A 25,351-nucleotide genomic window follows, 5' to 3' on the forward strand; every position below is an offset into this window, starting at 1 on the left:
ATGGCCGCCTTCCCCGCCGTCGCCCAGTCCGAGTGGACCAAGATCCGCAGCGTCCGCTCCACCGTCTGGACGCTCGCCCTGACCTTCGTGGTCACCCTGCTGGTCGGCACCCTGCTGTCGCTGGTGACCAAGAACAACTTCGCCGACATCACCAAGGACTCCAGCACGCCGTTCGACGCCACCGGGACGGCCTTCTCCGGCATCATGCTCGGCGAGCTGGCGATCGTGGTGTTCGGCGTGCTCGCGATCGGCAACGAGTACAGCAGCGGCATGATCCGGGTCTCGCTGGCCGCCGTCCCGCAGCGCGGCACGCTGCTGGCCGCCAAGGCGGCGGTGCTGGCCGGGCTGGCCTTCGCGGTCTCGCTGGTGACGGTGTTCGTCACCTTCTTCGTCGCGCAGGCCGTGCTCGGCGAGCACTCCACCTCGCTGGGCGACGAGGGCGTGCTGCGCGCGGTGTTCAGCGCCGCCTGCTACCTGACCCTGCTCTGCCTGTTCGCGGCCGGGATCACCGTGCTGCTGCGCAACCAGACCCTGGCGCTGGGCATCCTGGTGCCGTTCTTCTTCCTGCTCTCGCCGATCCTGTCGGTGGTGCCGAAGGTGAAGACCGTCGCGCACTACTTCCCGGACTGGGCCGGCTCCCGGTCGATCCAGGTCTACCAGCCCGCCGACCAGCCGTACGGGCCGTGGACCGGCCTGCTGATCTGCGCCGCCTGGGCGGCCGCCGCGCTGCTCTGCGGCTACCTGGTGCTGAAGAAGCGGGATGCCTGACGGACCGTCAGTACTTCGGAGCGCCGCGGCCCCGCAGCAGGTTGGAGCCGCGGCGCTCCCGCGCTCCCCAGCACGCCCGGTGCCAGTGCCGCCGGTCGTCCACTCCCCCGCCGTGGTCGGGCCAGGCCACCACGTGGCCGACGCCCGGCGGGATCTCCTGGTCGCAGCCGGGGCAGCGGTAGAACCGCCCGGCGGTGCCGGCCACCGTCTGCACCACCCAGTCCTCGCCGCGGTACTCCTCGACCCGGCGCAGCGAGCCGCCCGTCGGTGCGGCGGAGCCGCTCTCGTCGGGCCTGTCGATCCGGTTGCGGCGGGGGGACACGTGACTGCCTCTCGGTCGGGCGCGCTGTCCCTCCAGGGTACGGGGCCCGGCGGGGCGGCCGCCGGGCAGTGACCGGAGCCGTCCGGCCGCGTTGTACCCCGGGGGGCTTCCGGTGTCCCGTGCGCCCCTCCCGCGCCAATAGCACGGACCACCGGGGCCCTGCCCGCGATTCGGCGGTAATCCACCCTTTCCTCGGCGAAATCACGGGTTCCGCGTGCCATTGGCACATGACATGGGTTACTCACGTGGTGACACGGCAGGGCTCGCGGGCCCCGCGCCCACCGAGGAGGCATCCCGATGACGAAGACCACCGCCCGGCCCGAGCCCCGTTCCGCCGGCCCGCGGACGGCCGGCAGCGGGGTGGTGCCGGCCGTCCAGGCCGGGCCGGAGCGGGCCGGGGGCGCCGACACGGACGGCATCCGGGTCGGCGCCTTCCTGCTGTCCGCCCAGTTCCCCGGCCAGGGCCACGAGGAGGCGCTGGACCGCACCCTGGCGGCGGCCGGCGCGGCCGAGCGGGCCGGGCTGGACGCGGTCTGGCTGGCCGAGCACCACTTCGTCCCGTACGGGGTGTGCCCGGACGCGGCGACGCTGGCGGCGATGCTGCTGGGGCGCACCCGGCGGATCGGGGTGGGCACCGCGGTGAGCGTGCTGAGCACCCGTCACCCGGTGGCGCTGGGCGAGCAGGCGGCGCTGCTGCACCTGACCTCGGGCGGGCGGTTCACGCTGGGCGTGGGCCGGGGCGGGCCGTGGATCGACCTGGCGGTGTTCGGCACCGGGTCGGAGGCGTACGAGCGGGGCTTCCCGGAGCGGCTCGACCTGCTGCTGGCCTGGCTGCGCGGGGCGCGGGTGGGGGCGTCGGGGCCGCAGTTCGACTTCCCGGAGGTGGCGGTGGTGCCGCGGGCCGCGGAGCCGGTCCGGCGGGCGGACCTGGCGGGCTGGCTGGGCCTGGAGGGCGCGGCGCCGGTGATCCCGCGGCAGCGCAAGGAGGACGGGCGGGCGGCCCGCTCCGGCCCGCCGGTGGTGATGGCCTGCACCTCGCCGAACGGGGTGCGGACGGCCGCCGAGCGGGGCCTGCCGATGCTGCTGGGCATGCACTCGGGCGACGAGGACAAGCGGAGCATGCTGGCCGCGTACCGGGCGGCCTGGCGGGCGACGGGGCGCGGCGAGGAGCAGTTGGCCCGGGTGGAGCGGGAGCACGTGGCGGCGGGCGTGGCGCAGATCGACGACCGGGCGGGCGCGGCCCGGGCCGGGCTGCTGCGGGCGATGCCGGACTTCTTCGCGCACGGGCTGGGCGCGCACCGCACGGTGGACGGCCGGGAGCGCTCGATGCGCGACCCGCGGGCGTACACCGAACTGCTCTGCGACCTGCACGCGGTGGGCACGCCGCGGCAGTGCGCGGACCGGCTGCTGGCGACGGCGGAGGGCACCGGCATCCGGCGGTTCGCGCTGCTGGTGGAGGGTTCGGGCGACACCGCGGCGACCCTGCACAACGTGGCCCGGCTGGGCTCGGACGTGCTGCCGCAGCTGTCCTGACCGCCCGGGCGCACCCGCGGGCCGCCCCGGTACGGCCGGGGCGGCCCGCGCTCGGTGCGCCGGTCGGCGGTGCCGACGGCGGGTCAGCAGTCGCGCAGCTCCGGCGACTGGTTGAGCAGTTGGGCCCGGACGGAGGTGAACCGGGCCAGCCGCTCGGCGGTGTCCGGGCCGGGGGCGAAGGCGGCGACCCGGTGGCAGTTCTGGAACGCCAGCTGGACCCCGAAGTGGCGCTGCAGGGCGCCGCGGATGGCGTCGCTGGCCATCGCGCGGAGCAGCTGCCCGCGCTCCTGCTCGCTCGGCGGGGGGACTTCGTTGTCGGCGAAGTCGGTTCCGTCGACCTTGAGTTGGGCGACCAGCGAGCTGATCATGTCCCAGGCGTAGGGCAGCGAGGTGCGGACGCAGTCGACGAACTCCCGCTCGTCGACCTCGCCCCGTTCGGCCTTCTCCAACAGGGCAGGTGAGACGTCGAGCGACATGGGTTCTCCTCTCGCGGTCCGCTCCGGCGGGCTCGCCGGGGCGGTGGTGCCGGTGTGCTGAGGTGCGTGCGCGGCCGTGCGGTGGACGTGCCGCGCGCCGGTGTCCTGGCCAGGGGGTCAGACCAGCGTGGCAGGCCGCCCCCCGACCGGCGCGGGATTCGGCGGATTGACCGCCCGAAACTCCGTGCGGAAGCCGAGATTGGCCGGATTCCGACGTGTCCCAACCCAGTGCGCCGACCTGGCACGCCTCACCGCGCGTGCCCGTGCGATCACCATGTTTCGCCCCTCCCGGCCGGGCGACACCCGCCGTGCGCGCACTCGCTTCAAACGGCTCCGGCACCCGCTCCGGTCCGGCCGCCTGTCTCGGGATTCGCCGCCGCCCGGCCGCACTGCCGAGGGGAGCGTCCGGGTCCGCTTCGCCGGGGGGCGCACACTTCGTCCGCGCTCCGTCCGACCGCCGGAATCGAACACGTCCGGAGGCACTCCCGGCGGGCCTTAGGCTTGTCCCCATGCGCCTTGTCATCGCCAAATGCACCGTGGACTACGCGGGCCGCCTCGCTGCACATCTGCCGTCCGCCGTGCGCCTGGTGATCGTGAAGGCCGACGGCAGCGTCAGCATCCACGCCGACGACCGCGCCTACAAGCCGCTGAACTGGATGTCCCCGCCGTGCTCCCTGAAGGAGGACGGCCCGGTGTGGACGGTCACCAACAAGGCCGGCGAGAAGCTGATCATCACGCTGGAGGAGGTCCAGCACGACTCCTCGCACGAACTCGGCGTGGACCCGGGCCTGGTGAAGGACGGCGTCGAGGCCCACCTGCAGGAGCTGCTCGCCGACCGGATGGAGGTGCTCGGCCCGGGCTGGCAGCTGATCCGCCGCGAGTACCCGACCGCGATCGGCCCGGTCGACATCCTCTGCCGCGACTCCGACGGCGCCACCGTCGCCGTGGAGATCAAGCGGCGCGGCGAGATCGACGGCGTCGAGCAGCTCACCCGGTACCTCGAACTCCTCAACCGCGACCCGCTGCTGGCCCCGGTCAAGGGCGTCTTCGCCGCCCAGGAGATCAAGCCGCAGGCCCGGGTCCTCGCCACCGACCGCGGCATCGGCTGCGTCGTCCTGGACTACGACGGCCTGCGCGGCATCGACGACGACAAGCTCAAGCTCTTCTAGGGGCCTGTCCCCGCGGGCTGCCAGAATCCCCGCATGCCTGTTCGAAGCACCGGGGCGACCGGCCCGTACGAGACGCACCTGACGCTGGCCCCGGCCGAGGCCGGGGCGGTGGCGTCCTGGGCCGGGGCGCGGGGCCTGGAGTGCACCCACATCCTGCTGGCCCGCGGCCGGCACCCCTCGCAGCCGATGCTGAGCTGGCGGGCCGAGGGGACGCTCGCCGCGCAGCACCGCCGGGCGGCCGCCGAGGCGGCGGGGCTGCGGGCCGCCGGCTTCACCCCGGTCCGGGTGAAGATCGAGGCGGCCCCCTGGGCCCCGGGCGTCCCGGTCACCGACGCGGAGGCCGAACTCGCCGACCCCGCCCACTACTTCGAACACCACGTGAAGGTCCGGACGGCCCCGGGAACGCCCCGCGCGGACCTCGTCGCGGCCGCCGCGGGCCACCACGCCCACGTCTCCTGGAACGCCCGCCGGACGACCGCCGACGGCCACCGGCACTACTTCGTGACCCAGCGCTGCCACCGGGTCGGCCTGACCACCGCCGGCGTCCGCCTGGACCGGCTGACCGCCGCCCTCGGCGCCGCCGGCTTCCCCCCGCTGAAGACCGAACGCGAGTACGTCGTCCACGACTCCGCCCTCGCCCTGGACGCGGGCTGGCTCGACGACCCCGACCCGGAGGAGCACCCGTGACCGACGCCCGGCAGGCCCGGCAGCGCTACACCGCCCTGCCCCCGACCTTTCGTCCGATCGACGACCCGCGGGCCCGGCAGCCCGTCCTGTTCGACCCGGCCCTGAAGCAGTACGCGAACGCCTACCGCCCCGGCGACCCGCGCTTCGCCGACCCGGCCCTCGCCGCGGCCTGGTCGGCGGCCCGCCGTGCCGCGATGGACGCCGTCCTGCGGGCCGTCGCCGACTCCGGCTGGGTCGACCACCTGGTGCTGCGCGGTTCGGTGCTGCTGCGGGCCTGGTTCGGCCCGGCCGCCCGCGAACCCGGCGACCTGGACTTCGTGGTGGTCCCCGAGGACTGGATGATCGGCGACCCGCGCACCGACGACCTGCTGTACGGCCTGGTCCGGGCGGCGGCGGCCGAGCCGGCCCCGGTGCGCTTCCTGCCGGGCGAGGCCGCCACCGAGGACATCTGGACGTACGACCGGGTGCCGGGCCGCCGCCTGCTGCTGCCCTGGGAGGCGGACGGCCTGCCGGGCGGCACCGTCCAGGTGGACTTCGTCTTCAACGAGCGGCTGCCCGCGCCGCCGGAGCCGTACGAGGTCGTGCCGGACGCGCTGCTGAACATCGCCGGCCAGGAGCTGTCCCTCGCCTGGAAGCTGATGTGGCTGCACACCGACGCCCACCCGCAGGGCAAGGACCTGTACGACGCGGCCCTGCTCGCGGGCTCCACCCGGCTGCGCTACGCGGTGCTGCGGGACGTGTTCACGGTCGGCGCCGAGACCGGCCACGCCTGGCACCCGCTCGGCCCGGACACCGTCCCCGGCGCGGGCGCGCACCGCACCGAGTGGGAGCACTTCGTCGCCGAGCACCCGCACCTCGCGGGCGAGGAGGCCGACCACCACCGCGCCCTCGCCGCCGCCCTCGCCCCGACCTTCGCCGAGGTCCCGGAGTCCGACCGGGCCCGCTGGTGGGCCGCGGGCTGGGGCCTGCGACCCAGGGACTGACGGGGCGTCAGGACGGCGGGGCGGACGGCGAGGGGCTGCCCGGGTCGGTCGGCGGGGCCGAGGACGAGGCGGAGGAACTGGCCGACGGACCGGTGCTCGGCGACGCCGGAGGGTCGGTCACCGGGTTGGACGTGACGGGCGTGCCGGGCTTGGTCGTGGTGGCGCTGCCGCTCGGCTTCGGCGAGGTGGTGGCCCGGCGGGTCGCCGAGGGGCTCGCCGAGTCCGCGGGGCTCTCGGTGGGGGACGCGCTCGCGGCGGGGCCGGTGCTCCCGGGTGCGGTGGGCGACGGCGTGGTGCCGGGTCGCGGGGTGCCGGGGGTGTCGCCGGTGACCGGCAGGTCGTCCGTGGAGGTGCCGGGCTGCTTGGCGGCCGGTTCCTCGCCCTGGCTGAGGGCCACGCCCACCGCGGTGCCGAGGACGCCGAGCGCCATCACGGCGGCGCCCGCGGCCATCGCGGTGCGGCGGGCCCCGCCGCTCGCCCGGCCGCGCAGCCGGCCCGGGACCTGGGCGATCGCCCGCATGGTGCGGCGCCGGGCGGGTGCGGCGGCCGGTCCGGCGGTGAGGGCCGCGGTCTCCTCCGCCCGGAGCAGGTCGAGCATCCGGCGGGCCCCGGCGGCGCCGCGCTGCTCGCCCGCGGCGGCCCGCAGCGCGACGGCCGCCTCCAGTTCGGCGACGGCCCGCTGCGGGCTGCCGGCGCAGAGCGCGAGCACGCCCGCCTCGTGGTGGAACCAGCCCTGTTCGGCGTTGGCGCCCAGGGTCCGGGCGGCTTCCAGGCCGAGGTGGAGGGCCTTCTCCCAGGCGCCCCAGCGCAGCGACAGCGCCAGTGCGGGCGCGGCTGCCCGGGCCAGCCGGAGCACCTCCTCGGGGCGGTCGGCGTCCCGTTCGGCGCGCAGCACGGCGAGGATCACCTCGGCCTCGGCGGCGACCTGGCGGGTCGACACCGAGGCGTGCCCGACCCACCAGGCCAGGTGCCGGGCGGCGCCGTGCGCGATGCCGCCGGGGGCGAAGGGCGCGGGCAGGCCGTCCGCCGTGTCCTCGGCGTCGGGCGCGAGCGCCGCCAGGACGCCCTCGGTGAGCCGGTGGTGGCCGCCGACCGAGACCGCCAGGCCGGCTTCGACGAGCTCCTGCAGGGCGCTCTCGCCGAGGCCGACGTCGATCAGCGCGGGCAGGTGCGGGGCGGTCGGGCAGTCGCCGCCGAGGGCGAGGGCGAGCCGCAGCACCCGGCGGGCGGACTCGCCGAGTCCCTGGACCAGTCGGCGGGCGGGGGCGGCGGACTCGCCGACCGAGGGCAGCGGCACCTGCTGGCGCAGCTCGTTCTCCAACTCGGCCGGGTCGCGGGGCAGTTCGTAGGGGTTGGCGAAGCCGAAGACGCTCCGGCGGTCCTCCTGGGCGGCGACCAGCGCGTCCACCGTGATGTCGCGCTGGCGGAGCAGGGCGGCGGCCCGGACGAAGCGCAGCGGCAGGCCCTCGGACTCGAACCACAGGTCGACCGCCCAGGCGCGTTCGGCGTCGTCGAGCCGGCGGCCGGTCAGCCGGGCGGCCAGGGTCAGGCAGGCGGGGCGGGACAGGCCGGCGACCAAGTGGTCGCGCAGCCGCGAGCCGGGCGGGGTGGGCGGGCCGCCGGGCACGGTGGTGATCAGGAAGGCGCACTCGGGGGCGAGCGCGAGCAGGTCCTCCAGTTCCTCCCCGGTGAGCTCGACGTCGTCGACGGCGACCACCGCGGCGACGGAGGCCAGCAGTTCGGCGAGTTGTTCCCGGTCGGGGCGGAAGTCGGGGGCGTGGTGGGTGGCGGCGAACAGTTCCTGGGCGAGGTCGGCGGCGGTCCTGCGGTAGCCGCCGATCCGGACCACGCCGTCGGGGGCGAGTTCCGCGGCGGCCTCGGCGACGGCGGCGAGCAGCGCGGAGCGGCCGGAGCCGGCCTGGCCGACCAGGCGGACCGAGCGGCCCTCGCGGAGCTGTCCGAGGACGGCCTCGATGTCGCCGTCGCGGTCGAGCAGCCGCAGGTCGCCGGGTCCGGCGCCGAGGGCGAGCGGTCCGACGGCGGGGCTGGGGCCGAGTTCGGGGCGGGCCTGGACCAGTCCCCTGATCCGGCGGGGCTGCGGCAGCCACTCGTCGGGGCAGTGCCGGGCCTCCGAGCCCTCGGGACCGCCGACCACCACCAGCCGCTCACCGCTGACCAGTTCCCCGCTCCGCGGGCGCACCCCGTCCCCCCGGAACTCCCCGCTCGGCTGACCCACGTCGCTGCTCCCCGCCAACCCCGCCAACTCGGACACCTGACCGGAGACTTTCCCACACCCCTGCGCGGGCCCACCACACCGGCCCGGCTGTCACGTGCATGCGGAACGGCGGCGGGCCACCGGGCCGGGTTCAGCCGAGCGCGGGCAGCGTCGTCCCGTACGGGTCCTGCACGGAGCCCTCGACCGCGAGGATGCGGTGCAGCCGGGTGGCGACCAGCAGGCGCTGGAGCTGGCCGGGGACGTCGCGCAGGACGAGTCGGCGGCCGGCCCGGCCGGCCCGGCGGTGGGTGCCCATGATGACGCCGAGCCCGGTGGCGTCCCAGAACTCCAGGCGGCCCAGGTCGAGGACGAGGTCGCCCTCGCCGCCGTCGACCGCGGCGTGCAGCAGGGCCCGGGCGTCGGCGGCGCTGCGCACGTCGAGCCGTCCTTCGATGGCCATTCCGGTGTGGTCCCCGGTGATGCGCACGCTGTCCTCCTCCTCGGCCGTCCGCCGTACATCCGTCCTTGCGGTGCGTCCGCGCCCGGGGTACCGGGTGCCGTTCGCGCGGGCAGTCGTGCCGTCGCGCCGCACGGCCCCTTCCTGAATCTGACGGTGAACCAGTTCCGCAGGTTGCTGTCAGCCGCCGGACTGCCCCTCAACTTCACCCGTCCGAGGGAATATACGCAGGACGACCTCATACCTACGCTCGATTACCGCCCAAATCACCCGTCTGCGGGCGGACCGTGAGCAAACTCACCCGACTGCCCCGAACGTCCCGCTTCCGGACAGCACGGGCGGGCTGCGGAGCGGCGGCGCTCTCGCCGGACTCTAGTGCGAGCACACCCGCCGTGGTGCCTTCCGGCGGTGTGATCTGCGCCGGACGGGGTGTGATCTGCGCCCCTGCCGCCCCTTCCCCGCGCTGCCGCCCCCGGCCCCGGCCGTCACTCGCCGGGGACCGGAACTCCCAGCTCCTGGGCGAGGATCGCGGCCTGCACCCGGCTGCGCAGCCCGAGCTTGGCCAGGATGCGGCTGACGTGGGTCTTGGTGGTGGCCTCGGCGGTGTGCAGTCGGGCCGCGATCTCGGCGTTGGCCAGGCCCGCGCCGAGGCAGCCCAGCACCTCCCGCTCCTTGGGGGTGAGCGCGGCCAGCGCGTCCCCGGCGGGCGCGGCCAGCGGGGGCGCGGTGCGGGCGAAGGAGGAGATCAGCCGCCGCGTCACCGAGGGGGCGAGCGCGCCGTCGCCGCGGGCGACCGTCCGGACGGCCTCGACCAGGGCGTCCGCCTCCAGGTCCTTGAGCAGGAAGCCCGCAGCGCCGGCCCGCAGCGCGCCCCACACGTACGCGTCGAGGTCGAAGGTGGTGAGCACCAGGACCTGCGCCGCCCCGGCGGCGACCACCTGCCGGGTCGCGGAGACGCCGTCCAGCCGCGGCATCCGGACGTCCATCAGGACGACGTCGGGCCGCAGCGCGAGGGCGAGCCGGACGGCCTCCTCGCCGTCGGCGGCCTCACCGACCACCTCCACGTCCTCCTCGGCCCGCAGGATCAGCACCAGGGCGGTGCGCACCGCCGCCTGGTCCTCCGCCACCAGTACCCGGATCACGACCGCTCCCCGCCCGCCGACCGCGGCAGCACCGCCCGGACCCGCCAGGTGTCCCCGTCCGGCCCGGCGGTGAACTCCCCGCCGAGCAGCTGGGCCCGCTCGCCCATGCCGACCAGCCCGGCCCGCGCCCCGGGCACCGGCCGGCCCTCCCCGGCCCGGTGCGCGGACTCCACCAGGATCTCCAACTCGCCCTCCCCGTAACGGATGTGGAGCCGCACCGGGCCGGGCGCGGCATGCTTGACGGCGTTCGTCAGCGACTCCTGGACGATCCGGTACGCGGCCAGCTCCAGCGGCGCGGGCAGTTCGCCGCGCTCCCCGGACTCCGTCAGCCCGAAGCTCAGCCCGGCCGCCCGCCCGGCCGCCCCGGCCTGCGCCAGCAGCACGTCCAGCGCCGCCAGCCGGGGCGCCACCGAGGGCTCCTCGGGGTCGTCGGCGCGCAGCAGGCCGATCATCCGGCGCATCTCGGCCAGGCCCTGCACGCTGCTCTCCCGGATCACCGCCAGCGCCTCCACCAACGGCTCGTCCCGCTCCCGGTGCTGACGGCGCGCCACGGCCTGCGCGCCGGTGGCGTGGATGGCGATCGCCGACAGGTGGTTGGCGATCACGTCGTGCAGTTCGCGGGCCATCCGGGCGCGTTCGGCCGCGACCGCGCCGCGCCGGTCCAACTCGGCGAGCAGCGCGGTCTGTTCGGCCCGCAGCCACTCGGCCTCGGCCCGGTCCCGGTGCCGGCGCAGCAGGTCGGCCGTCCAGACCGGGGCGAGGAAGACCAGCCCGCAGAACACGGCGATCAGCAGCGCCCCGGGCACCGAGCCGTACCGCCAGGTCAGGCCGGACAGCACCAGCGTCGAGGCGGCGCCGGTCAGTTGCAGCACCCTGCTCATCCGCGGCGGCCCGTACAGCGTGGCCGCGTACAGCAGGTCGGTGTACATCAGCAGGGTCGCCATCAGCGAGCCCAGGTACACCGCGACGCCGAACAGCACGCCGCCGAGGCAGACCGTCCAGACCGTCCACCGGCGGCGGACCAGCTCCAGCGCCGCCATCGCGGCCAGCGGCAGCGCCACCGCCCACACCGGCAGCCCGGGCCGGGCCTCGTAGGCCCGGAACGCGAGCAGCAGCAGGCCGCCGAGCAGCCCGGCGGCGGCGATGGCCAGGTCCTCCTGGCGGTCGGTGAGCCTCACAGCCCCCATCCCAGCACTCCGTCCGACCGGTCGATGCGGGCGCGCCCGCGCGCGGGGAGGATCGAAGCATGGTTTCCCTGATCGTGGCCGGTGAGATCGGCTTCTGGGTGGTGCTGTCGGCCGGGCTGCTGGCCCGGTACGGGCTGCGCCGGCGCCGCACCGGCGCGGTGCTGCTGGCGCTGCTCCCGGTGGTCGACCTGGTGATCCTCGGCGCCACCGTCGCCGACCTGCGCGGCGGCGCCACCGCCGACTGGACGCACGGCCTGGCCGCCGCCTACGTCGGCTTCTCGGTGGCGTACGGCCGCCGCCTGGTCCGCTGGGCGGACGGCCATGCCGCGCACCGCCTGGCCGGCGGGCCGAAGCCCGCCGGGATGCCGAAGTACGGTGCGGCGCGGGCCCGCTACGAGTGGGGCGTGTGCGGGCTGACGCTGCTCGCCGCGGTGGTCACGGTCGCGCTGATCGGGGCCGTCCAGTGGCTGGTCGGCGACGGCGCCCGCACCGCGGGCCTGGATTCCTGGTACCCGCGGATGGGCGTGGCGGTGGCGGTCAACCTGGTGGTCGCGGCCAGCTACACGCTCTTCCCCAAGCGGGAGCGCCCCCGGCCGCGCGCCTGACGGGCCGTCAGCGGTTCTCGCCGGGCACCCAGAGCACGTCCCCGCGCTCCTTGTTGGCGGTCCGCGCCAGGATGAACAGCAGGTCGGAGAGCCGGTTCAGGTACTTCGCGGTCAGCGGGTTGATGCCGTCCCCGTGCACCTCGATCGCCGCCCAGGTCGAGCGCTCGGCCCGCCGCACCACCGTGCAGGCCAGGTGCAGGTGCGCCGCCCCGGGCGTCCCGCCGGGCAGGATGAAGCTGCGCAGCTTGTCCAGCTCGGCCAGGAAGCGGTCGCAGTCCCCCTCCAGCCGGTCGACGTAGGACTGCTCGACCCGCAGCGGCGGGTACTTCGGGTCCTCGACGATCGGCGTCGCCAGGTCCGCCCCGACGTCGAACAGGTCGTTCTGCACCCGGGTCAGGACGGTCACCAGCTCCTCGTCCAGCTGCCCGACGGCCAGGGCCACGCCGAGCGCCGCGTTCGCCTCGTTGGTGTCCGCGTACGCGATCAGCCGGGGGTCCGTCTTCGTGGTCCGGCTCATGTCGCCGAGCGCGGTCGTGCCGTCGTCCCCGGTCCGGGTGTAGATGCGCGTCAGGTTCACCATGCCCGGCAGCCTAGCCGCCGCACCGCACCGCGTTAACGCCTACTCACACCCCTACGGAGTGAGCTACGCGACGTTCACCCATCCCCCAGCCTTCGGCCGGGGGGACCCCCACCCTGCGGGTCTCGTCGCTACGCGACGTTGACCCGCTGTCCCGGGGGCGCCGCCTCCAGCCAGGCCAGGAAGCCGGTGAGCGCGTCGTCGCTCATCGCCAGCTCCAGCGGGGCGCCCTTGTGCAGGCAGCGCAGCACCACGGAGCCGGAGAGCAGGGCGAGTTCCTCCTGGCCCTGCGGGTAGCGGCGGCCCAGCACCTCGATCTCGGTGCGCGGCAGCACCTTGCGCGGCCGCGGGGCGTACGAGAACACCCGGAACCACTCGATGGAGTCGCCGCTGTACCGGCCGATACCAAAAACCCACCCCTTGCCGTCGGTCTGCGGGACCGGGGCGGAGGTGGGTTTGCCGTTCTCGTCGAGATCCGGCTGCGTGGAGGCGTCGGCCGGCATTTTCAAGCGGTAGGAGCAGTCGAAGGTGCCGCCGACCCGCTGGATCAGCCGGCGGCGGACCGCGAAGCAGAGCAGGCCCGCTACCGCGAGGACCACTACGGACACGCACACCACCAGGGCGAGGACCACGCTCACCTACCTCCTCGCTGCCTTCGTCCCCGTGACGGCCGACCGGCGGCCGCTCTTTCCTACCAACTGATACGACAGTCCCGGGGTCACGCTACAGGCGTCCCCGGGACCGTCGGTCGAGATCGAGCTCAGTGGTGCGCCTTCAGGCCGCCGGCGGCGACCAGGCGGACCTCGGCGCGGCGCTCGGCGTGCGAGTCGGCCTCGGTCCGGGCGTTCTCCAGCGCGCGCTCGGCGCGGGCGACGTCGATCTCGTCCGCCAGTTCGGCGATCTCGGCGAGGATCGACAGCTTGTTGTCCGCGAACGAGATGAAGCCGCCGTGCACCGCGGCGACGACCGTGCCCTGGTCGGCGGTGCGGATGGTGACCGGTCCGGTCTCCAGCACGCTCAGCACCGGGGTGTGGCCGGGCATGATGCCGGTGTCACCGGAGGCGGTCCGGGCGACGACGATGGTGGCCGCACCGGACCACACCTTGCGGTCGGCTGCGACCAGCTCGACGTGCAGCTCAGCCAACGTGGGCTCCTTGGCTCTTGAAACTGCGGAGCTACTCCACAGTTTCGGTAAGAATAACGGGCTCGCGCCCCCGGAACGAAACCAAGACCGCGTAAATGACCGGGATCACAGGAGATCCAGCGGCGAGGGGTGGCCCCCGACGGAGAGCCGGGGACCACCCCTCATCGGTACTGCTGGGTGAACTACTTCTTCAGCAGCTCGGCGGCGTTGCGCTCGAGGTCGTCGATGCCACCGCACATGAAGAAGGCCTGCTCCGGGACGTGGTCGTACTTGCCGTCCGCGATCGCGTTGAAGGCCTCGATGGTCTCCGACAGCGGGACGGTCGAGCCCTCGACACCGGTGAACTGCTTCGCCACGTAGGTGTTCTGCGAGAGGAAGCGCTCGATGCGGCGGGCCCGCTGCACCGTGATCTTGTCCTCTTCGGACAGCTCGTCGATGCCGAGGATCGCGATGATGTCCTGCAGGTCCTTGTACTTCTGCAGGATGCCCTTGATCCGGACCGCGGTGTCGTAGTGCAGGGTGGTGATGTACCGCGGGTCGAGGATGCGGGACGTGGAGTCCAGCGGGTCGACGGCCGGGTAGATGCCCTTCTCCGAGATCGGGCGCGACAGAACGGTGGTCGCGTCCAGGTGGGCGAAGGTGGTGGCCGGCGCCGGGTCGGTCAGGTCGTCCGCGGGGACGTAGATCGCCTGCATCGAGGTGATCGAGTGACCGCGGGTCGAGGTGATGCGCTCCTGCAGGAGGCCCATCTCGTCGGCCAGGTTCGGCTGGTAGCCCACCGCGGAGGGCATGCGGCCGAGCAGGGTCGACACCTCGGAACCGGCCTGGGTGAACCGGAAGATGTTGTCGATGAAGAGGAGCACGTCCTGCTTCTCGACGTCGCGGAAGTACTCCGCCATGGTCAGCGCGGAGAGCGCGACCCGCAGACGGGTGCCCGGCGGCTCGTCCATCTGGCCGAAGACCAGCGCGGTCTTGTCCAGGACGCCCGAGTCGACCATCTCGTCGATGAGGTCGTTGCCCTCACGGGTGCGCTCGCCGACACCGGCGAACACCGACACACCACCGAAGTTCTCGGCGACGCGGTAGATCATCTCCTGGATCAGAACGGTCTTGCCGACACCGGCGCCACCGAACAGACCGATCTTGCCACCCTGGACGTACGGGGTGAGCAGGTCGATGACCTTGATGCCGGTCTCGAACATCTCGGTCTTCGACTCGAGCTCGGAGAAGTTCGGAGCCTTGCGGTGGATCGGCCACTTGACCTGCACCTGGGACTCGAACTCGGCCTTGTCGACGTTCAGGACCTCGCCGAGGGCGTTGAAGACCTTGCCCTTGGTGATCTGGCCGACCGGGACGGAGATCGCCGAACCGGTGTCGGTGACCTGCGAACCGCGGACCAGGCCGTCGGTCGGCTGCATCGAGATGCCGCGGATCAGGCCGTCGCCGAGGTGCTGGGCGACCTCGAGGGTCAGGGTCTTCTTGCCCGAGCCGTCGGGGTTGTCCACCTCGACGTGCAGGGCGTTGAACATCTCGGGAATGGCGTCGACGGGGAACTCCACGTCGACGACCGGGCCGATGACCCGCGCGACGCGGCCCGTCGCCGTGGTCGGCTCAACAGTGGTGGTCATACTCATTCGCTCCCCGCGCTAGCGTCGGCCAGCGCGTTCGCGCCGCCCACGATCTCGCTGATTTCCTGGGTGATCTCGGCCTGACGGGCCGAGTTGGCAAGCCGCGTGAGCGACTTGATGAGCTCGCCGGCGTTGTCCGTCGCGCTCTTCATCGCGCGGCGGCGGGCGGCGTGCTCGGAAGCGGCCGACTGCAGCAGCGCGTTGTAGATCCGGCTCTCGACGTACCGCGGCAGCAGCGCGTCGAGGACGCCCTCCGCCGACGGCTCGAAGTCGTAGAGCGGGAAGATCTGGTTCTTCGCCGGGGCGCCGTCGCTCAGCTCGACCTCGTCGAGCTTCAGCGGCAGCAGCCGGGCGTCCACCGCGTTCTGCGTCAGCATCGACACGAACTCGGTCGACACCAGGTGCAGTTCGTCCACCCCGCCGGTCTCGGCCGTGAAGGCCTCGATCAGGTCCGCGGCCACCGTCTTGGCGTCACCGTAGGTCGGCTTGTCCGAGAAGCCGGTCCACGAGCCCGCGACCGAGAGGTTGCGGAAGCCGTAGTAGCCGACGCCCTTGCGGCCGACGATGTACGTGACCACCTCCTTGCCCTCTTCGCGGAGGCGGGCGGCGAGCGCCAGCGACTGCTTGATGGCGTTGGAGGAGTAACCGCCCGCCAGGCCGCGGTCCGCCGTGATCAGCAGCACGGCGGCGCGGGTGGCGTTCGGGTTCTCGGTGGTCAGCGGGTGCTTCGCGGTGGACCGGGTGGCCACCGCGGTCACCGCGCGGGTGAGCTCGTCGGCGTACGGAGTGGAGGCGGCCACCGCGCGCTGCGCCTTGACGATGCGCGACGCGGAGATCATCTCCATCGCCTTGGTGATCTTCTTCGTCGCGGTGACGGAGCGGATGCGGCGCTTGTAGACCCGAAGCTGTGCTCCCATTGGGTCGTTACGTCCTTTCCCTCGCTACCGGACTCAGGCCTGCTCGGAGAGCAGCTTGCCGTCCGCCGTGGTGAAGCCCTGCTTGAACGAGGTGATCGCGGCGGTCAGCGCGTCGACGGTGCCCTGCTCCAGCAGACCGGTCTCGACGATGCCGGCCAGGATGCCCTTGTGCTCCAGGCGGACGTTGTCCAGGAACTCGCGCTCGAAGCGGCGGATGTCCGCCACCGGGACGTCGTCCAGCTGACCGGTGGTGCCGGCCCAGATCGAGACGACCTGCTCCTCGACCGGGAACGGCTGGTACTGGCCCTGCTTCAGCAGCTCGACCATGCGCGCACCGCGCTCCAGCTGGGCCTTGGAGGCCGCGTCCAGGTCGGAACCGAAGGCGGCGAACGCCTCCAGCTCGCGGTACTGGGCGAGGTCCAGGCGCAGACGGCCGGCGACCGAGCGCATGGCCTTGATCTGGGCCGAGCCACCGACGCGGGAGACCGAGATGCCGACGTTCACGGCCGGGCGGATGCCGGCGTTGAACAGGTCGGACTCCAGGAAGCACTGGCCGTCGGTGATCGAGATGACGTTGGTCGGGATGTACGCCGAGACGTCGTTGGCCTTGGTCTCGATGATCGGCAGACCGGTCATCGAGCCGCCGCCGAGGGCGTCGTTCAGCTTGGCGCAGCGCTCCAGCAGGCGGGAGTGCAGGTAGAAGACGTCGCCCGGGTACGCCTCGCGGCCCGGCGGGCGGCGCAGCAGCAGGGAGACGGAGCGGTAGGCCTCGGCCTGCTTCGACAGGTCGTCGAAGACGATGAGGACGTGCTTGCCGTCGTACATCCACTCCTGGCCGATGGCCGAACCGGTGTACGGGGCGAGGTACTTGAAGCCGGCCGGGTCGGAGGCGGGAGCGGCCACGATGGTGGTGTACTCCAGCGCGCCGGCCTCCTCCAGGGCGCCGCGGACGGACGCGATGGTGGAGCCCTTCTGGCCCACGGCGACGTAGATGCAGCGGACCTGCTTCTCCGGGTCGCCCGAGCGCCAGTTGTCGCGCTGGTTGATGATCGTGTCGACGGCGACGGCGGTCTTGCCGGTCTGGCGGTCACCGATGATCAGCTGACGCTGGCCGCGGCCGATCGGGGTCATCGCGTCGATGGCCTTGATACCGGTCTGCAGCGGCTGCTTGACCGACTTGCGGGCCATGACGCCGGGGGCCTGCAGCTCCAGGGCGCGGCGGCCGGTGGCGGCGATGTCGCCCAGGCCGTCGATCGGGTTGCCCAGCGGGTCCACGACGCGGCCGAGGTAGCCGTCGCCGACCGGGACGGAGAGGACCTCGCCGGTGCGCTGCACCGTCTGGCCCTCTTCGATGCCCGAGAACTCACCGAGGACGACGACACCGATCTCGCGGGTGTCGAGGTTCAGCGCGAGGCCGAGGGTGCCGTCCTCGAACTTCAGCAGCTCGTTGGCCATGACCGAGGGCAGACCCTCGACCTTGGCGATACCGTCCATGGCCTCGGTGACCGTGCCGACCTCTTCACGCGAGGCCGCGTCCGGCTGGTACGACTGGACAAAGTCGGCCAGCGCGTCCCGGATCTCCTCCGGACGGATCGTAAGCTCCGCCATCAGGCTTCCCTGCTCTCCTAGTTTGCGATCCTCGGCCCGCCATTGAGGGCCGCAAGTGCTCGACTCTCGGCCGGGTCGAGTGAACCGGCCGTACGTTTTGCCGGCCCACCCGGTGTGGACCGACGCCCGACCGAGGGTCGGATGGTGCTGCTGCTCAGCCTTCGAGGCCCTGGCGAGCGCCTTCGAGGCGGCTCGACACCGTGCCGTCGATGATCTCGTCCGCGACCTGCACCCGGACACCGCCCTGGACCGCGGGGTCCACGTCGATGTTCAGGTGCACCGGACGGCCGTACAGACCGGCCAGCGCGGCGGCGAGGCGCTGCTTCTGACGGTCCGACAGCGGGATCGCGCTGGTGACCAGGGCCACCACCCGGCCCCGCCGGGAGGCGGCGAGCTTGGAGTAGGACTCCAGGCCACCTTCCAGGCTACGACCACGCGGGTTGGTGACCAGGTTGGTGACCAGTCGGACGGTGCCGGCGTTGGCCCGGCCGCCGAGGAGCTTGCGGACCAGCGCGGCCTTGGCGGCGGCGTCGGCCTTCGGCTCGGTCAGCGCGGCGCGGAGCTCGTGCGAGCCCGCCACGATCCGGCCGAACCGGAACAGCTCGTCCTCGACGTCGTCCAGCGTGCCGGCCTTGTCGGCGGCGACGACCTCGGCGTACGCGGCCAGTTCCTCGACCGCGTCGACCAGGTCGCGCGCACCGGACCAGCGGGAGCGGACCAGGCCGGAGACCAGGTCGACGGTCTCGCCGGAGACCTGGCCGTTCAGCAGCGAGGCGACCAGCTGGGCCTTGTCCTGACCGGACCGCGAGGGGTCGGTCAGGACGCGGCGCAGCGAGACCTCGCGGTCCAGCAGCGCGGTGACGGCGGCGAGTTCCTCGGCGAGCTTGGCCGCGTCCACCGAGGTGTTGTCGGTCAGGCTCTCCAGGTTCTCGCGGCCGGCGGCGAGTGCCTCACGGCTCGCGCCGATCACTTGGACGCACCCTGGGCGGCGGCGGCCTTGGACTCCAGCTCGTCCAGGAAGCGGTCGATGACACCGCTCTGGCGGGCGTGGTCCTCCAGCGACTCACCGACGATGCGGGAGGCCAGCTGGGAGGCCAGCGAACCGACGTCCTGGCGCAGGACCGCGGTCGCCTGCTTCTTGTCGGCCTCGATCTGGGCGTGGCCGGCCGCGACGATGGCCTCGCGCTGGCGCTGGCCCTCCTCGCGCATCTCGGTGATCAGGGCAGCGCCCTGCTCACGGGCGTGCTCGGTGATCCGAGCGGCCTCGTGACGCGCCTCGGCGAGCTCGGCACGGTACTGCTCCAGCAGGGCCTGGGCCTCGGCCTGAGCGGTCTCCGCGCGCTTCATGCCGCCTTCGATGGCGTCACGGCGCTCCCCCAGCACCTTCTCGATGCTGGGGAGGAGCTTCTTGCCGAGGATGCCGAAGACGATGAAGAAGCAGAGCAGGCCGATGATGACCTCGGGCCACGCGGGGAGAAGAGGGTTCATCTTCTCTTCAGCCGCGAGGAGAACCTCGGGGGCCATATCAGAACCTTTCGTCGGAATTGACTACCGGTGCGCCTGGCTCACTGGCCGTAGACGAACGGCATGACGATGCCGATCAGGGCGAGGGCCTCGGTCAGGGCGAAGCCGATGAACATGTTGGAGCGGATCAGGCCGGCAGCCTCGGGCTGACGGGCCATCGCCTGCACGCCGTTACCGAAGATCAGACCGACGCCGATGCCGGGGCCGATGGCGGCGAGGCCGTAGCCGATGGACGCGACGGAACCGGAAACCTCAGCGAGAGCGGACATCTCAGCTAATCCTTTGCGGGGATGGGATACCGGTGGGTGTTGGCCACCGGGAGTTCGTGGGCGCGGCCGGAGCCGCGGGGCTCAGTGCGCCTCTTCCAGGGCACCGGCGATGTAGCTGCTGGCGAGCATCACGAAGATGTACGCCTGCAGGAACTGCACCAGCAGCTCGAAGGCGGTGAGACCGACGGCCACCACGAAGGACACCGAGCCGTACAGGGCGCCGATGGTGGGGCTGAGCAGGTACCACGAGGCCACCGAGAAGACGACGATCAGCAGGTGACCGGCGAACATGTTGGCGAAGGCTCGGACCGCGAGGGTGAAGGGGCGCACGAAGATGTTCGAGAAGAACTCGATCGGCACCAGGATGAACATGACCCAGCCCGGGATGCCCGACGGCCAGCAGAGGTTCTTCATGCCGCCGACGAAGCCGTGCTTCTTGAAGGTCAGACCCATGTACGTGACCCAGACGACCAGCGCGAGTCCGGCGGGGTACGCGATCCGCGACATCACCGGGAACTGGGCGAACGGGATGATGGACATGATGTTCATGATCCACACGAAGAAGAACATCGAGACCAGCATCGGGACGTACTTCTCGCCCTTTTTGCCGATGGTCTCCAGCACGATGCTCCGCTTGACGAAGTCGTACCCGATCTCGCCGACCAGCTGGAGCTTGCCCGGGAGCAGCTTCGGCTTGGCGAACGCGGCCCAGAAGAAGCCGACCACCAGCAGGGCGCAGATGATCGACAGCAGCATCGGCTTGGTGAAGTCGACCCCGCCGACCGAGAAGATCGGCTTGAAGTCGAACTCACCGAGGCCGGGAGCGGGGAAGCCGCAGCCGGAGTCGAAGTGGCAACCGGCCTCGGAGGCGAGCTGGACGTCAGCACCCACCACAGACTCCTTCGTTCTGACGCATGGTTACGGCAACCTCGGTGTGTCGGCGTGGCCGGAGGCCACGGTGCGGCACTGGAACTAGTTGGATTTCTCGCGGACCCGGCGCGGCGCATATCCCCACCGCGGGATCTTCGAAAGCTTCGTGGAGTCGGGGGGCGATCCGTCCGATCATCGGAGGGACCTGGCCGCTTCCCGTACTCCGCCGTTGGGACGGACGATAGCAGTCCGTCAGGAGGGCATAAACACCGCCCCCCTCGTGAGGGGGACGGTATGCCCCGCTCACGATTGACGCCCTGATTTCGACTTGCTGTCGGGTTCGACGTAGAAGGTCTTGGCCTTCAGCCAGCCCCGGACCTGGAAGGCGGTCCAGACGACGGCGAGGCCGAGCAGGGTGAATCCGAAGACCTTGTGGTCGAAGAACGAGAGGTGCTTGGCCACCGCGAGCAGGATGCCGATCGCGAGGATCTGAGTGGTGTAGACCATCAGCGCGGCCGGCATCAGCATCTGCGGGTTGTTCCGGGTGAGCCGGTCGAGCGCGAGCTGGCCGAAGCCGAAGAAACCGATCACCACCGCGGTCGCCAGCAGGGCGCCGAGCAGACCCTTCCCCTGGGCGACGACGAAGGAGATCGCCATGGCGATCACTCCGGCGGCCGCAGTGGGGATTGCGGCGCCACGGAGGATCCGGGCGTCGTGGGACGGCATGTCGGCAGCTCCGGCGGCATGTCGGTGGCAGGGGGCGGGGAAATCAGGGGGACGAGAACCGCACCGCGGGCAGCCGTTGCGACGGGGAGCCCGTCGAAGGAGACCGACCAGGGACGGAAGTCCTCCACCTGTCAGGTCTTTCGGCGTGTTCTCGGTACTCGTGAACGGTATCACAAACTATTTGATGAGAGCTTTACCATGAACGTGTGGCACCTGTCACACCAAGGATCGACAACTGCCGCCGAACGGGCGCCGCCGAACGGCCGAGCGACAGTTGACGCCCCGTCAGGGGTGCCGCTCGCCACGCTGCCCGACGGCCGTCGCGCCGGTGCCCAGCCGCCCCAGCATCGCCTTGTCCTCGGCCGACAGCTCGGCCATCGCCGGCGTCGTGGGCTCCCCGTCCGCCGCGGCCGCCGCGGCCGCCGCCTCCCCGGCCTCCCCCGCGTCCCGGTAGCGGGGCGGCACGAAGGGCTGGACGGCCTTGGGCGCCCGCGGCTTGAAGCGCGGCATCAGCAGCACGCCCAGGCCCAGCAGGCAGAGGCCCGCCATCGCCAGGATCACCGCCCGGCCGGTGTTGGTGACCGAGACCGCGACGGTGCCGAAGGCGATCAGGGCGGCCCAGAAGTACATGATCAGCACGGCCCGGCTGTGCGAGTGCCCGACCTCCAGCAGCCGGTGGTGCAGGTGCTGCTTGTCCGCGGCGAACGGCGAGCGGCCCGCCCAGGTCCGGCGCACCACGGCCAGCAGCAGGTCCGCCAGCGGCAGCGCGATCACCGTCAGCGGCAGGATCAGCGGGATGTAGATCGGCACCAGGGCGTGCACGGTCAGGGTCTTGGAGCCGGTCCGGTCGGTGATCAGGTCGGGGTCGACCCGGCCGGTGATCGAGATCGCGGCGACCGCCAGCATCAGGCCCAGCATCATCGAGCCGGAGTCGCCCATGAAGATCCGCGCCGGGTGCAGGTTGTGCGGCAGGAAGCCCAGGCACATCCCGATCAGCACCGCGCTGAACAGCGCGGCCGGGGCCGCGTCGTTGATCCCGTACCCGAGCCAGAGCCGGTACGAGTACAGGAAGAAGGCCGTCGCGGCGATGCAGACCATGCCGGCCGCCAGGCCGTCCAGGCCGTCGATGAAGTTCACCGCGTTGACCATCACCACCACCAGGGTGACCGAGATGATCATGCCCTGGGTCGGGGTGACCGCGACCGGGCCGTAGCCCGGCACCGGGATCGAGATGACCGTGACGCCCTGCCAGACCATCACGCCGGCGGCGATCATCTGCCCGCCGAGCTTCACCAGCGCGTCCACGCCCCACTTGTCGTCCAGGACGCCCAGCACGAACATGATCCCGGCCCCGCAGAGCAGCGCCTTGATGTCCGCGCTCTGCACGAACAGCCGCCCGAGGTTGGTCAGTTGGGACGCCGCGAGCAGGCCGGCCAGCAGGCCGCCGAACATCGCGATGCCGCCCAGCCGGGGCGTCGGCTCGCGGTGCACGTCGCGCGCCCGGACGGCGGGCATCGCGCCGGCCGCGATGGCGAACTTCCGCACCGGTCCGACCAGCAGGTAGGTCACCGCCGCCGAGACGAACAGGACCAGCAGATACTCACGCACCACCGGCCTCCAGGGTCGCGCTCCGACGGACGAGTACGCAGAGTACTCCCGCGCTGCTTCGGGGTTCGAGGTGCGTCGCCACGGAGCACACCTTATTGACTCCGACGCGGTACCCGTGCACCGCGGTTCGCCCGGACCGCCCCCGGTTCCTCAGCCGCGCCCGGCGAAGGCCCGCGCCAGCTCCCCGGACCGGGCCCGGACCGGCCCCGGGTCGCCGCCCGCCAGCACCCGTCCGAGCAGCTCGCCGACCTCGGCCAGCTCCGCCTCCCCCATCCCCTGCGCGGCGCACGTCCCGGTGCCCAGCCGGATGCCGGAGGTCTCGGCGGGCGGCGCGGGGTCGTACGGGACGGCGCACCGGCCGATCATCAGTCCGGCGGCGGCGCAGCGCCGTTCGGCCTCCACGCCGGTCAGCCCGAGGGCGCCGACCGAGGCCGTCACCAGGTGGGTGTCGGTGCCGCCGGTGAGCGGCGCGGCCCCCGCCGCGGCCAGCCCGGCGGCCAGCGCCCGGGCTCCGGAGACCGCCCGCCGGACGTACTCGGCGAAGGCGGGCGTCGCGGCCTGGGCGAGCGCCACCGCCTTGGCCGCCACCTCGTTCATCGCCGCCCCGCCCTGGGTGAACGGGAACACCGCCCGGTCGACCCGGTCGGCCAGTGCCGCGCCGCACAGCAGCAGGCCGCCGCGCGGGCCGCGCAGCAGCTTGTGGGTGGCCGCCACGGTGACGTCCGCGTACGGCACCGGGGAGGACACCGCCCCGGCCGCCACCAGGCCGGTCAGCTGTCCGGCGGCGGCGATCAGGTAGGCGTCCACCTCGTCGGCGATCTCCCGGAAGGCCGCCCAGTCGATCTGCCGGGGATAGGAGATGCCGCCCGCCACGATCGCCTTCGGGCGGTGCTCGCGGGCCAGTCGGCGGACCTGCTCCAGGTCGATCAGGCCGTCCTCCGCGCGCACCCCGTAGCCGTGGAAGCGGAACCAGCGGCCGGAGAAGTTGGCGGTCGACCCGGCGCTCAGGTGGCCGCCGTGCTCCAGCGACATCGCGAGCACCGCGTCGCCCGGCCGGAGCAGTGCCGCGTAGGCCGCCAGCATGGCCGAAGTCCCGGACCGGGGTTGGACGTTGGCGTGCGGGGCGGCGAACAGCGCGCGGGCCCGGTCGACCGCCAGCAGTTCGACGGTGTCGGCGGGGCCGCAGCCGGTGTGGTGCCGTCGGCCCGGGTAGCCCTCGGCGTACTTGTCGGCCAGCGGGCCGGCCAGCGCGGCCAGCACGGCGGGGGTGGCCAGGTTCTCCCCGGCCAGCAGTTGCAGCGCCTCGGCCCGGCGCCCGGACTCGGCGGCGAGCAGGTCGGCGACCAGCGGATCGGCCGCGCGCAGGGCGGCGGCCCCGGCGGTCTCCCGGTGGACGTGCGGGGCGTCGGCGACCGTCATGGTGCGGCTCCCGGGTGGGGGGTCCCCGGCGGAGGGCGAGGGGGCCGGAGCGGGCAGATCCTTCCAGCCTAGGGCGGCCCCCGCACCCCGGCCCGCCCGCGCGCGACCGCTTGCGCCGTTCCGGTCACCCGCACGGTCTGCGCACGCAGTCTTCACAAATCCCCCACCGAAACTTTAGTGGAGTGCGCTCAACTCAGCGGTCCACGCCCGTCAGCGCGGTCACCACCGGGTCCAGCGCGTCGAATATCTCCTCGCCGCAGTTGCGGAACATCCCGATCGGGGCCCCGTACGGGTCGCGCAGCTCGTCGGACTCGGGGGACGAGGCCAGCAGCCAGCCCCGCAGGGCGGCGGCCGCACGGACCAGTGCGCGGGCGCGTTCGGTCAGCCGCGCGCCCTCCCGGGCGTCCGGCAGGACCCGTGGGTCGACCCTTTGCACCAGCCGGGTGAACTCCTTGAGCGTGAAGGTGCGCAGACCCGCCGCGTGCCCCATCGAGATGACCTGCGCCCGGTGGTCCAGGGTCGCGGTCAGCACCAGGTCCGCGTCGATCACGTGCTCGTCCAGCAGCTCCCGCCCGGCGAAGCCGGCGCTGTCCGCGCCGTACTCACCGAGCACGGTCGCCGCGTGCGCCTCCATCGGGGCGCCCTCGTGGCCCCAGGTGCCGGCGCTCTCCACCACGATCCGGCCGCCGACCCGGAGCCCGAGCCGGGAGTCCAGCTCCAGCCGGGCCAGCCGCTCGGCGATCGGCGAGCGGCAGATGTTGCCGGTGCAGACGAACAGGATGCGGAAGGTGTCCAGCGGGAGCGGCCCGGGCCCGGCGAACGACGCCCGGGGACCGGCCGCCCCGTACAACGGTGCGGAGGCGGTCAACTGCCGGCCTCCACGTCCGGAGCGACCTCCCTCAGCTGCTCGACGCTGATCGCGCCCGCCCGCAGCACCACCGGCACCTTGCCGGTGACGTCGACGATGGTGGAGGCCGTGGCGTGGTCGGCCGTCCCGCCGTCGAGGTAGATCGACACCGCGTCGCCGAGCTGCACCTCGGCCTCGTCGCAGGTGGCCGGGGACGGGCCGCCGGTCTTGTTCGCGGAGGACACCGCGAGCGGGCCGGTGGCGTTCAGCAGCTCCAGCGCGACCGGGTGCAGCGGCATCCGGACCGCGACGGTGCCCCGGGTCTCGCCCAGGTCCCAGCGCAGCGAGGGCTGGTGCCGGGCCACCAGGGTCAGCCCGCCCGGCCAGAACGCGTCGACCAGCTCCCAGGCCTGCTCGGAGAAGTCGGTGACCAGCCCGTGCAGCGTGGTCGGCGAGCCGACCAGCACCGGCGAGGGCATGTTCCGGCCCCGGCCCTTGGCCGCCAGCAGCGCGCCGACCGCCTCCGGCGAGAAGGCGTCCGCCCCGAGGCCGTACAGCGTGTCGGTCGGCAGCACCACCAGTTCCCCGCGGCGGATCGCCGTGGCGGCCTCACGCAGCCCGCTCGCACGGTCCTGGGCATCGGAGCAGTCGTATCGGCGGCTCATCGGAG

27 protein-coding genes are annotated in these 25,351 nt (G+C 73.0%); 6 read left to right on the forward strand and 21 right to left on the reverse strand.

From position 1 onward, the window contains the following. The gene (locus tag ACIQBJ_RS27610; protein WP_400715759.1) at positions 1-768 is read left to right on the forward strand and encodes an ABC transporter permease subunit; all 768 of its coding nucleotides are present in this window, start codon (positions 1-3) and stop codon (positions 766-768) included. Positions 769-775: 7 nt separating this feature from the next. Here the strand turns inward: ACIQBJ_RS27610 and ACIQBJ_RS27615 are convergent, their stop codons facing one another. Next, positions 776-1,090: an ATP/GTP-binding protein gene (locus tag ACIQBJ_RS27615; protein WP_400715761.1), complete on the reverse strand. Its 315-nt coding sequence runs from the start codon at positions 1,088-1,090 to the stop codon at positions 776-778. Positions 1,091-1,507: 417 nt separating this feature from the next. On the opposite strand from ACIQBJ_RS27615, the gene ACIQBJ_RS27620 reads away from it, so the two are divergent. Next, positions 1,508-2,623 (forward strand): LLM class flavin-dependent oxidoreductase, encoded by a 1,116-nt coding sequence (locus ACIQBJ_RS27620; protein WP_400715845.1) that lies wholly within the window; start codon positions 1,508-1,510, stop codon positions 2,621-2,623. 83 nt (positions 2,624-2,706) lie between these two features. On the opposite strand, the gene ACIQBJ_RS27625 is transcribed toward ACIQBJ_RS27620, so the two are convergent. After that, complete coding sequence (locus tag ACIQBJ_RS27625) at positions 2,707-3,099, reverse strand: SCO5389 family protein (protein ID WP_400303572.1); 393 nt, start codon at positions 3,097-3,099, stop codon at positions 2,707-2,709. Between the two features lie 509 nt (positions 3,100-3,608). Here ACIQBJ_RS27625 and nucS point away from each other — a divergent pair. Genes nucS through ACIQBJ_RS27640 form a run of 3 tightly spaced genes read left to right on the forward strand, consistent with a single transcriptional unit; the run spans position 3,609 to position 5,938 of the window. Beyond that, complete coding sequence (nucS, locus tag ACIQBJ_RS27630) at positions 3,609-4,268, forward strand: endonuclease NucS (protein WP_400715764.1); 660 nt, start codon at positions 3,609-3,611, stop codon at positions 4,266-4,268. A 33-nt stretch (positions 4,269-4,301) separates the two neighbouring features. Then, the gene (locus ACIQBJ_RS27635) at positions 4,302-4,955 is read left to right on the forward strand and encodes a hypothetical protein (protein ID WP_400715766.1); all 654 of its coding nucleotides are present in this window, start codon (positions 4,302-4,304) and stop codon (positions 4,953-4,955) included. Further along, positions 4,952-5,938, forward strand: coding sequence for a nucleotidyl transferase AbiEii/AbiGii toxin family protein (locus ACIQBJ_RS27640; protein ID WP_400715768.1), 987 nt, complete (start codon positions 4,952-4,954; stop codon positions 5,936-5,938). Before ACIQBJ_RS27635 ends, ACIQBJ_RS27640 begins: the two co-directional genes overlap by 4 nt. A 7-nt stretch (positions 5,939-5,945) precedes the next feature. Here ACIQBJ_RS27640 and ACIQBJ_RS27645 read toward each other — a convergent pair whose 3' ends face one another. From ACIQBJ_RS27645 to ACIQBJ_RS27660, 4 genes are all read right to left on the reverse strand, one after another. Then, positions 5,946-8,174, reverse strand: a complete 2,229-nt coding sequence (locus ACIQBJ_RS27645) for an ATP-binding protein (RefSeq protein WP_400715770.1) — start codon at positions 8,172-8,174, stop codon at positions 5,946-5,948. Between the two features lie 130 nt (positions 8,175-8,304). Further along, the gene (locus tag ACIQBJ_RS27650; RefSeq protein WP_400715772.1) at positions 8,305-8,640 is read right to left on the reverse strand and encodes an STAS domain-containing protein; all 336 of its coding nucleotides are present in this window, start codon (positions 8,638-8,640) and stop codon (positions 8,305-8,307) included. A 455-nt stretch (positions 8,641-9,095) separates the two neighbouring features. Then, complete coding sequence (locus ACIQBJ_RS27655) at positions 9,096-9,752, reverse strand: response regulator (protein WP_400715774.1); 657 nt, start codon at positions 9,750-9,752, stop codon at positions 9,096-9,098. Continuing rightward, a complete protein-coding gene (locus ACIQBJ_RS27660; protein ID WP_400715776.1) occupies positions 9,749-10,939 on the reverse strand; it encodes a sensor histidine kinase in 1,191 nt (396 codons plus the stop codon). The genes ACIQBJ_RS27655 and ACIQBJ_RS27660 overlap by 4 nt, the downstream gene beginning before the upstream one ends. Before the next feature lie 59 nt (positions 10,940-10,998). On the opposite strand from ACIQBJ_RS27660, the gene ACIQBJ_RS27665 reads away from it, so the two are divergent. Further along, the gene (locus tag ACIQBJ_RS27665) at positions 10,999-11,544 is read left to right on the forward strand and encodes a hypothetical protein (protein ID WP_400715778.1); all 546 of its coding nucleotides are present in this window, start codon (positions 10,999-11,001) and stop codon (positions 11,542-11,544) included. Positions 11,545-11,551: 7 nt separating this feature from the next. Here the strand turns inward: ACIQBJ_RS27665 and ACIQBJ_RS27670 are convergent, their stop codons facing one another. The 15 genes from ACIQBJ_RS27670 to ACIQBJ_RS27740 all read right to left on the reverse strand — a co-directional run bounded on the left by ACIQBJ_RS27670 (position 11,552) and on the right by ACIQBJ_RS27740 (position 25,346). Then, complete coding sequence (locus ACIQBJ_RS27670) at positions 11,552-12,124, reverse strand: cob(I)yrinic acid a,c-diamide adenosyltransferase (RefSeq protein ID WP_400715780.1); 573 nt, start codon at positions 12,122-12,124, stop codon at positions 11,552-11,554. A 128-nt stretch (positions 12,125-12,252) separates the two neighbouring features. Beyond that, a complete protein-coding gene (locus ACIQBJ_RS27675) occupies positions 12,253-12,753 on the reverse strand; it encodes a DUF2550 domain-containing protein (RefSeq protein ID WP_400715847.1) in 501 nt (166 codons plus the stop codon). A gap of 128 nt (positions 12,754-12,881) precedes the next feature. Next, complete coding sequence (locus tag ACIQBJ_RS27680) at positions 12,882-13,265, reverse strand: F0F1 ATP synthase subunit epsilon (RefSeq protein ID WP_400715782.1); 384 nt, start codon at positions 13,263-13,265, stop codon at positions 12,882-12,884. Positions 13,266-13,447: 182 nt separating this feature from the next. After that, positions 13,448-14,893, reverse strand: coding sequence for a F0F1 ATP synthase subunit beta (gene atpD / locus ACIQBJ_RS27685; protein ID WP_400715784.1), 1,446 nt, complete (start codon positions 14,891-14,893; stop codon positions 13,448-13,450). 2 nt (positions 14,894-14,895) lie between these two features. Further along, positions 14,896-15,810 (reverse strand): F0F1 ATP synthase subunit gamma, encoded by a 915-nt coding sequence (locus tag ACIQBJ_RS27690; protein WP_400715786.1) that lies wholly within the window; start codon positions 15,808-15,810, stop codon positions 14,896-14,898. Positions 15,811-15,843: 33 nt separating this feature from the next. Then, a complete protein-coding gene (atpA, locus tag ACIQBJ_RS27695; RefSeq protein WP_400715788.1) occupies positions 15,844-17,418 on the reverse strand; it encodes a F0F1 ATP synthase subunit alpha in 1,575 nt (524 codons plus the stop codon). A 154-nt stretch (positions 17,419-17,572) separates the two neighbouring features. After that, on the reverse strand, positions 17,573-18,388 hold the full coding sequence (locus ACIQBJ_RS27700) for a F0F1 ATP synthase subunit delta (RefSeq protein WP_400715790.1): 816 nt from the start codon (positions 18,386-18,388) through the stop codon (positions 17,573-17,575). Further along, positions 18,385-18,942: a F0F1 ATP synthase subunit B gene (locus tag ACIQBJ_RS27705; RefSeq protein WP_400715792.1), complete on the reverse strand. Its 558-nt coding sequence runs from the start codon at positions 18,940-18,942 to the stop codon at positions 18,385-18,387. Before ACIQBJ_RS27705 ends, ACIQBJ_RS27700 begins: the two co-directional genes overlap by 4 nt. Before the next feature lie 41 nt (positions 18,943-18,983). Further along, positions 18,984-19,211, reverse strand: coding sequence for an ATP synthase F0 subunit C (atpE, locus tag ACIQBJ_RS27710; RefSeq protein WP_014138091.1), 228 nt, complete (start codon positions 19,209-19,211; stop codon positions 18,984-18,986). A gap of 81 nt (positions 19,212-19,292) precedes the next feature. Then, a complete protein-coding gene (gene atpB / locus ACIQBJ_RS27715) occupies positions 19,293-20,105 on the reverse strand; it encodes a F0F1 ATP synthase subunit A (protein WP_400715795.1) in 813 nt (270 codons plus the stop codon). Positions 20,106-20,384: 279 nt separating this feature from the next. Beyond that, a complete protein-coding gene (locus ACIQBJ_RS27720; RefSeq protein ID WP_400715797.1) occupies positions 20,385-20,738 on the reverse strand; it encodes a hypothetical protein in 354 nt (117 codons plus the stop codon). 354 nt (positions 20,739-21,092) lie between these two features. Beyond that, on the reverse strand, positions 21,093-22,415 hold the full coding sequence (locus ACIQBJ_RS27725; protein WP_400715799.1) for an MraY family glycosyltransferase: 1,323 nt from the start codon (positions 22,413-22,415) through the stop codon (positions 21,093-21,095). Positions 22,416-22,565: 150 nt separating this feature from the next. Continuing rightward, positions 22,566-23,834 carry a serine hydroxymethyltransferase gene (glyA, locus tag ACIQBJ_RS27730; RefSeq protein WP_400715801.1) on the reverse strand — a complete coding sequence of 423 codons (1,269 nt, stop codon included), beginning with the start codon at positions 23,832-23,834 and terminating at the stop codon, positions 22,566-22,568. Positions 23,835-24,027: 193 nt separating this feature from the next. Further along, the gene (locus ACIQBJ_RS27735) at positions 24,028-24,684 is read right to left on the reverse strand and encodes a protein-tyrosine-phosphatase (protein ID WP_400715849.1); all 657 of its coding nucleotides are present in this window, start codon (positions 24,682-24,684) and stop codon (positions 24,028-24,030) included. A gap of 14 nt (positions 24,685-24,698) precedes the next feature. Then, positions 24,699-25,346 (reverse strand): L-threonylcarbamoyladenylate synthase, encoded by a 648-nt coding sequence (locus ACIQBJ_RS27740; RefSeq protein ID WP_400715803.1) that lies wholly within the window; start codon positions 25,344-25,346, stop codon positions 24,699-24,701. Between the last annotated feature and the right edge of the window lie 5 nt (positions 25,347-25,351).

The organism is Kitasatospora sp. NPDC088391 (assembly GCF_044753345.1).
Lineage (GTDB): Bacteria > Actinomycetota > Actinomycetes > Streptomycetales > Streptomycetaceae > Kitasatospora.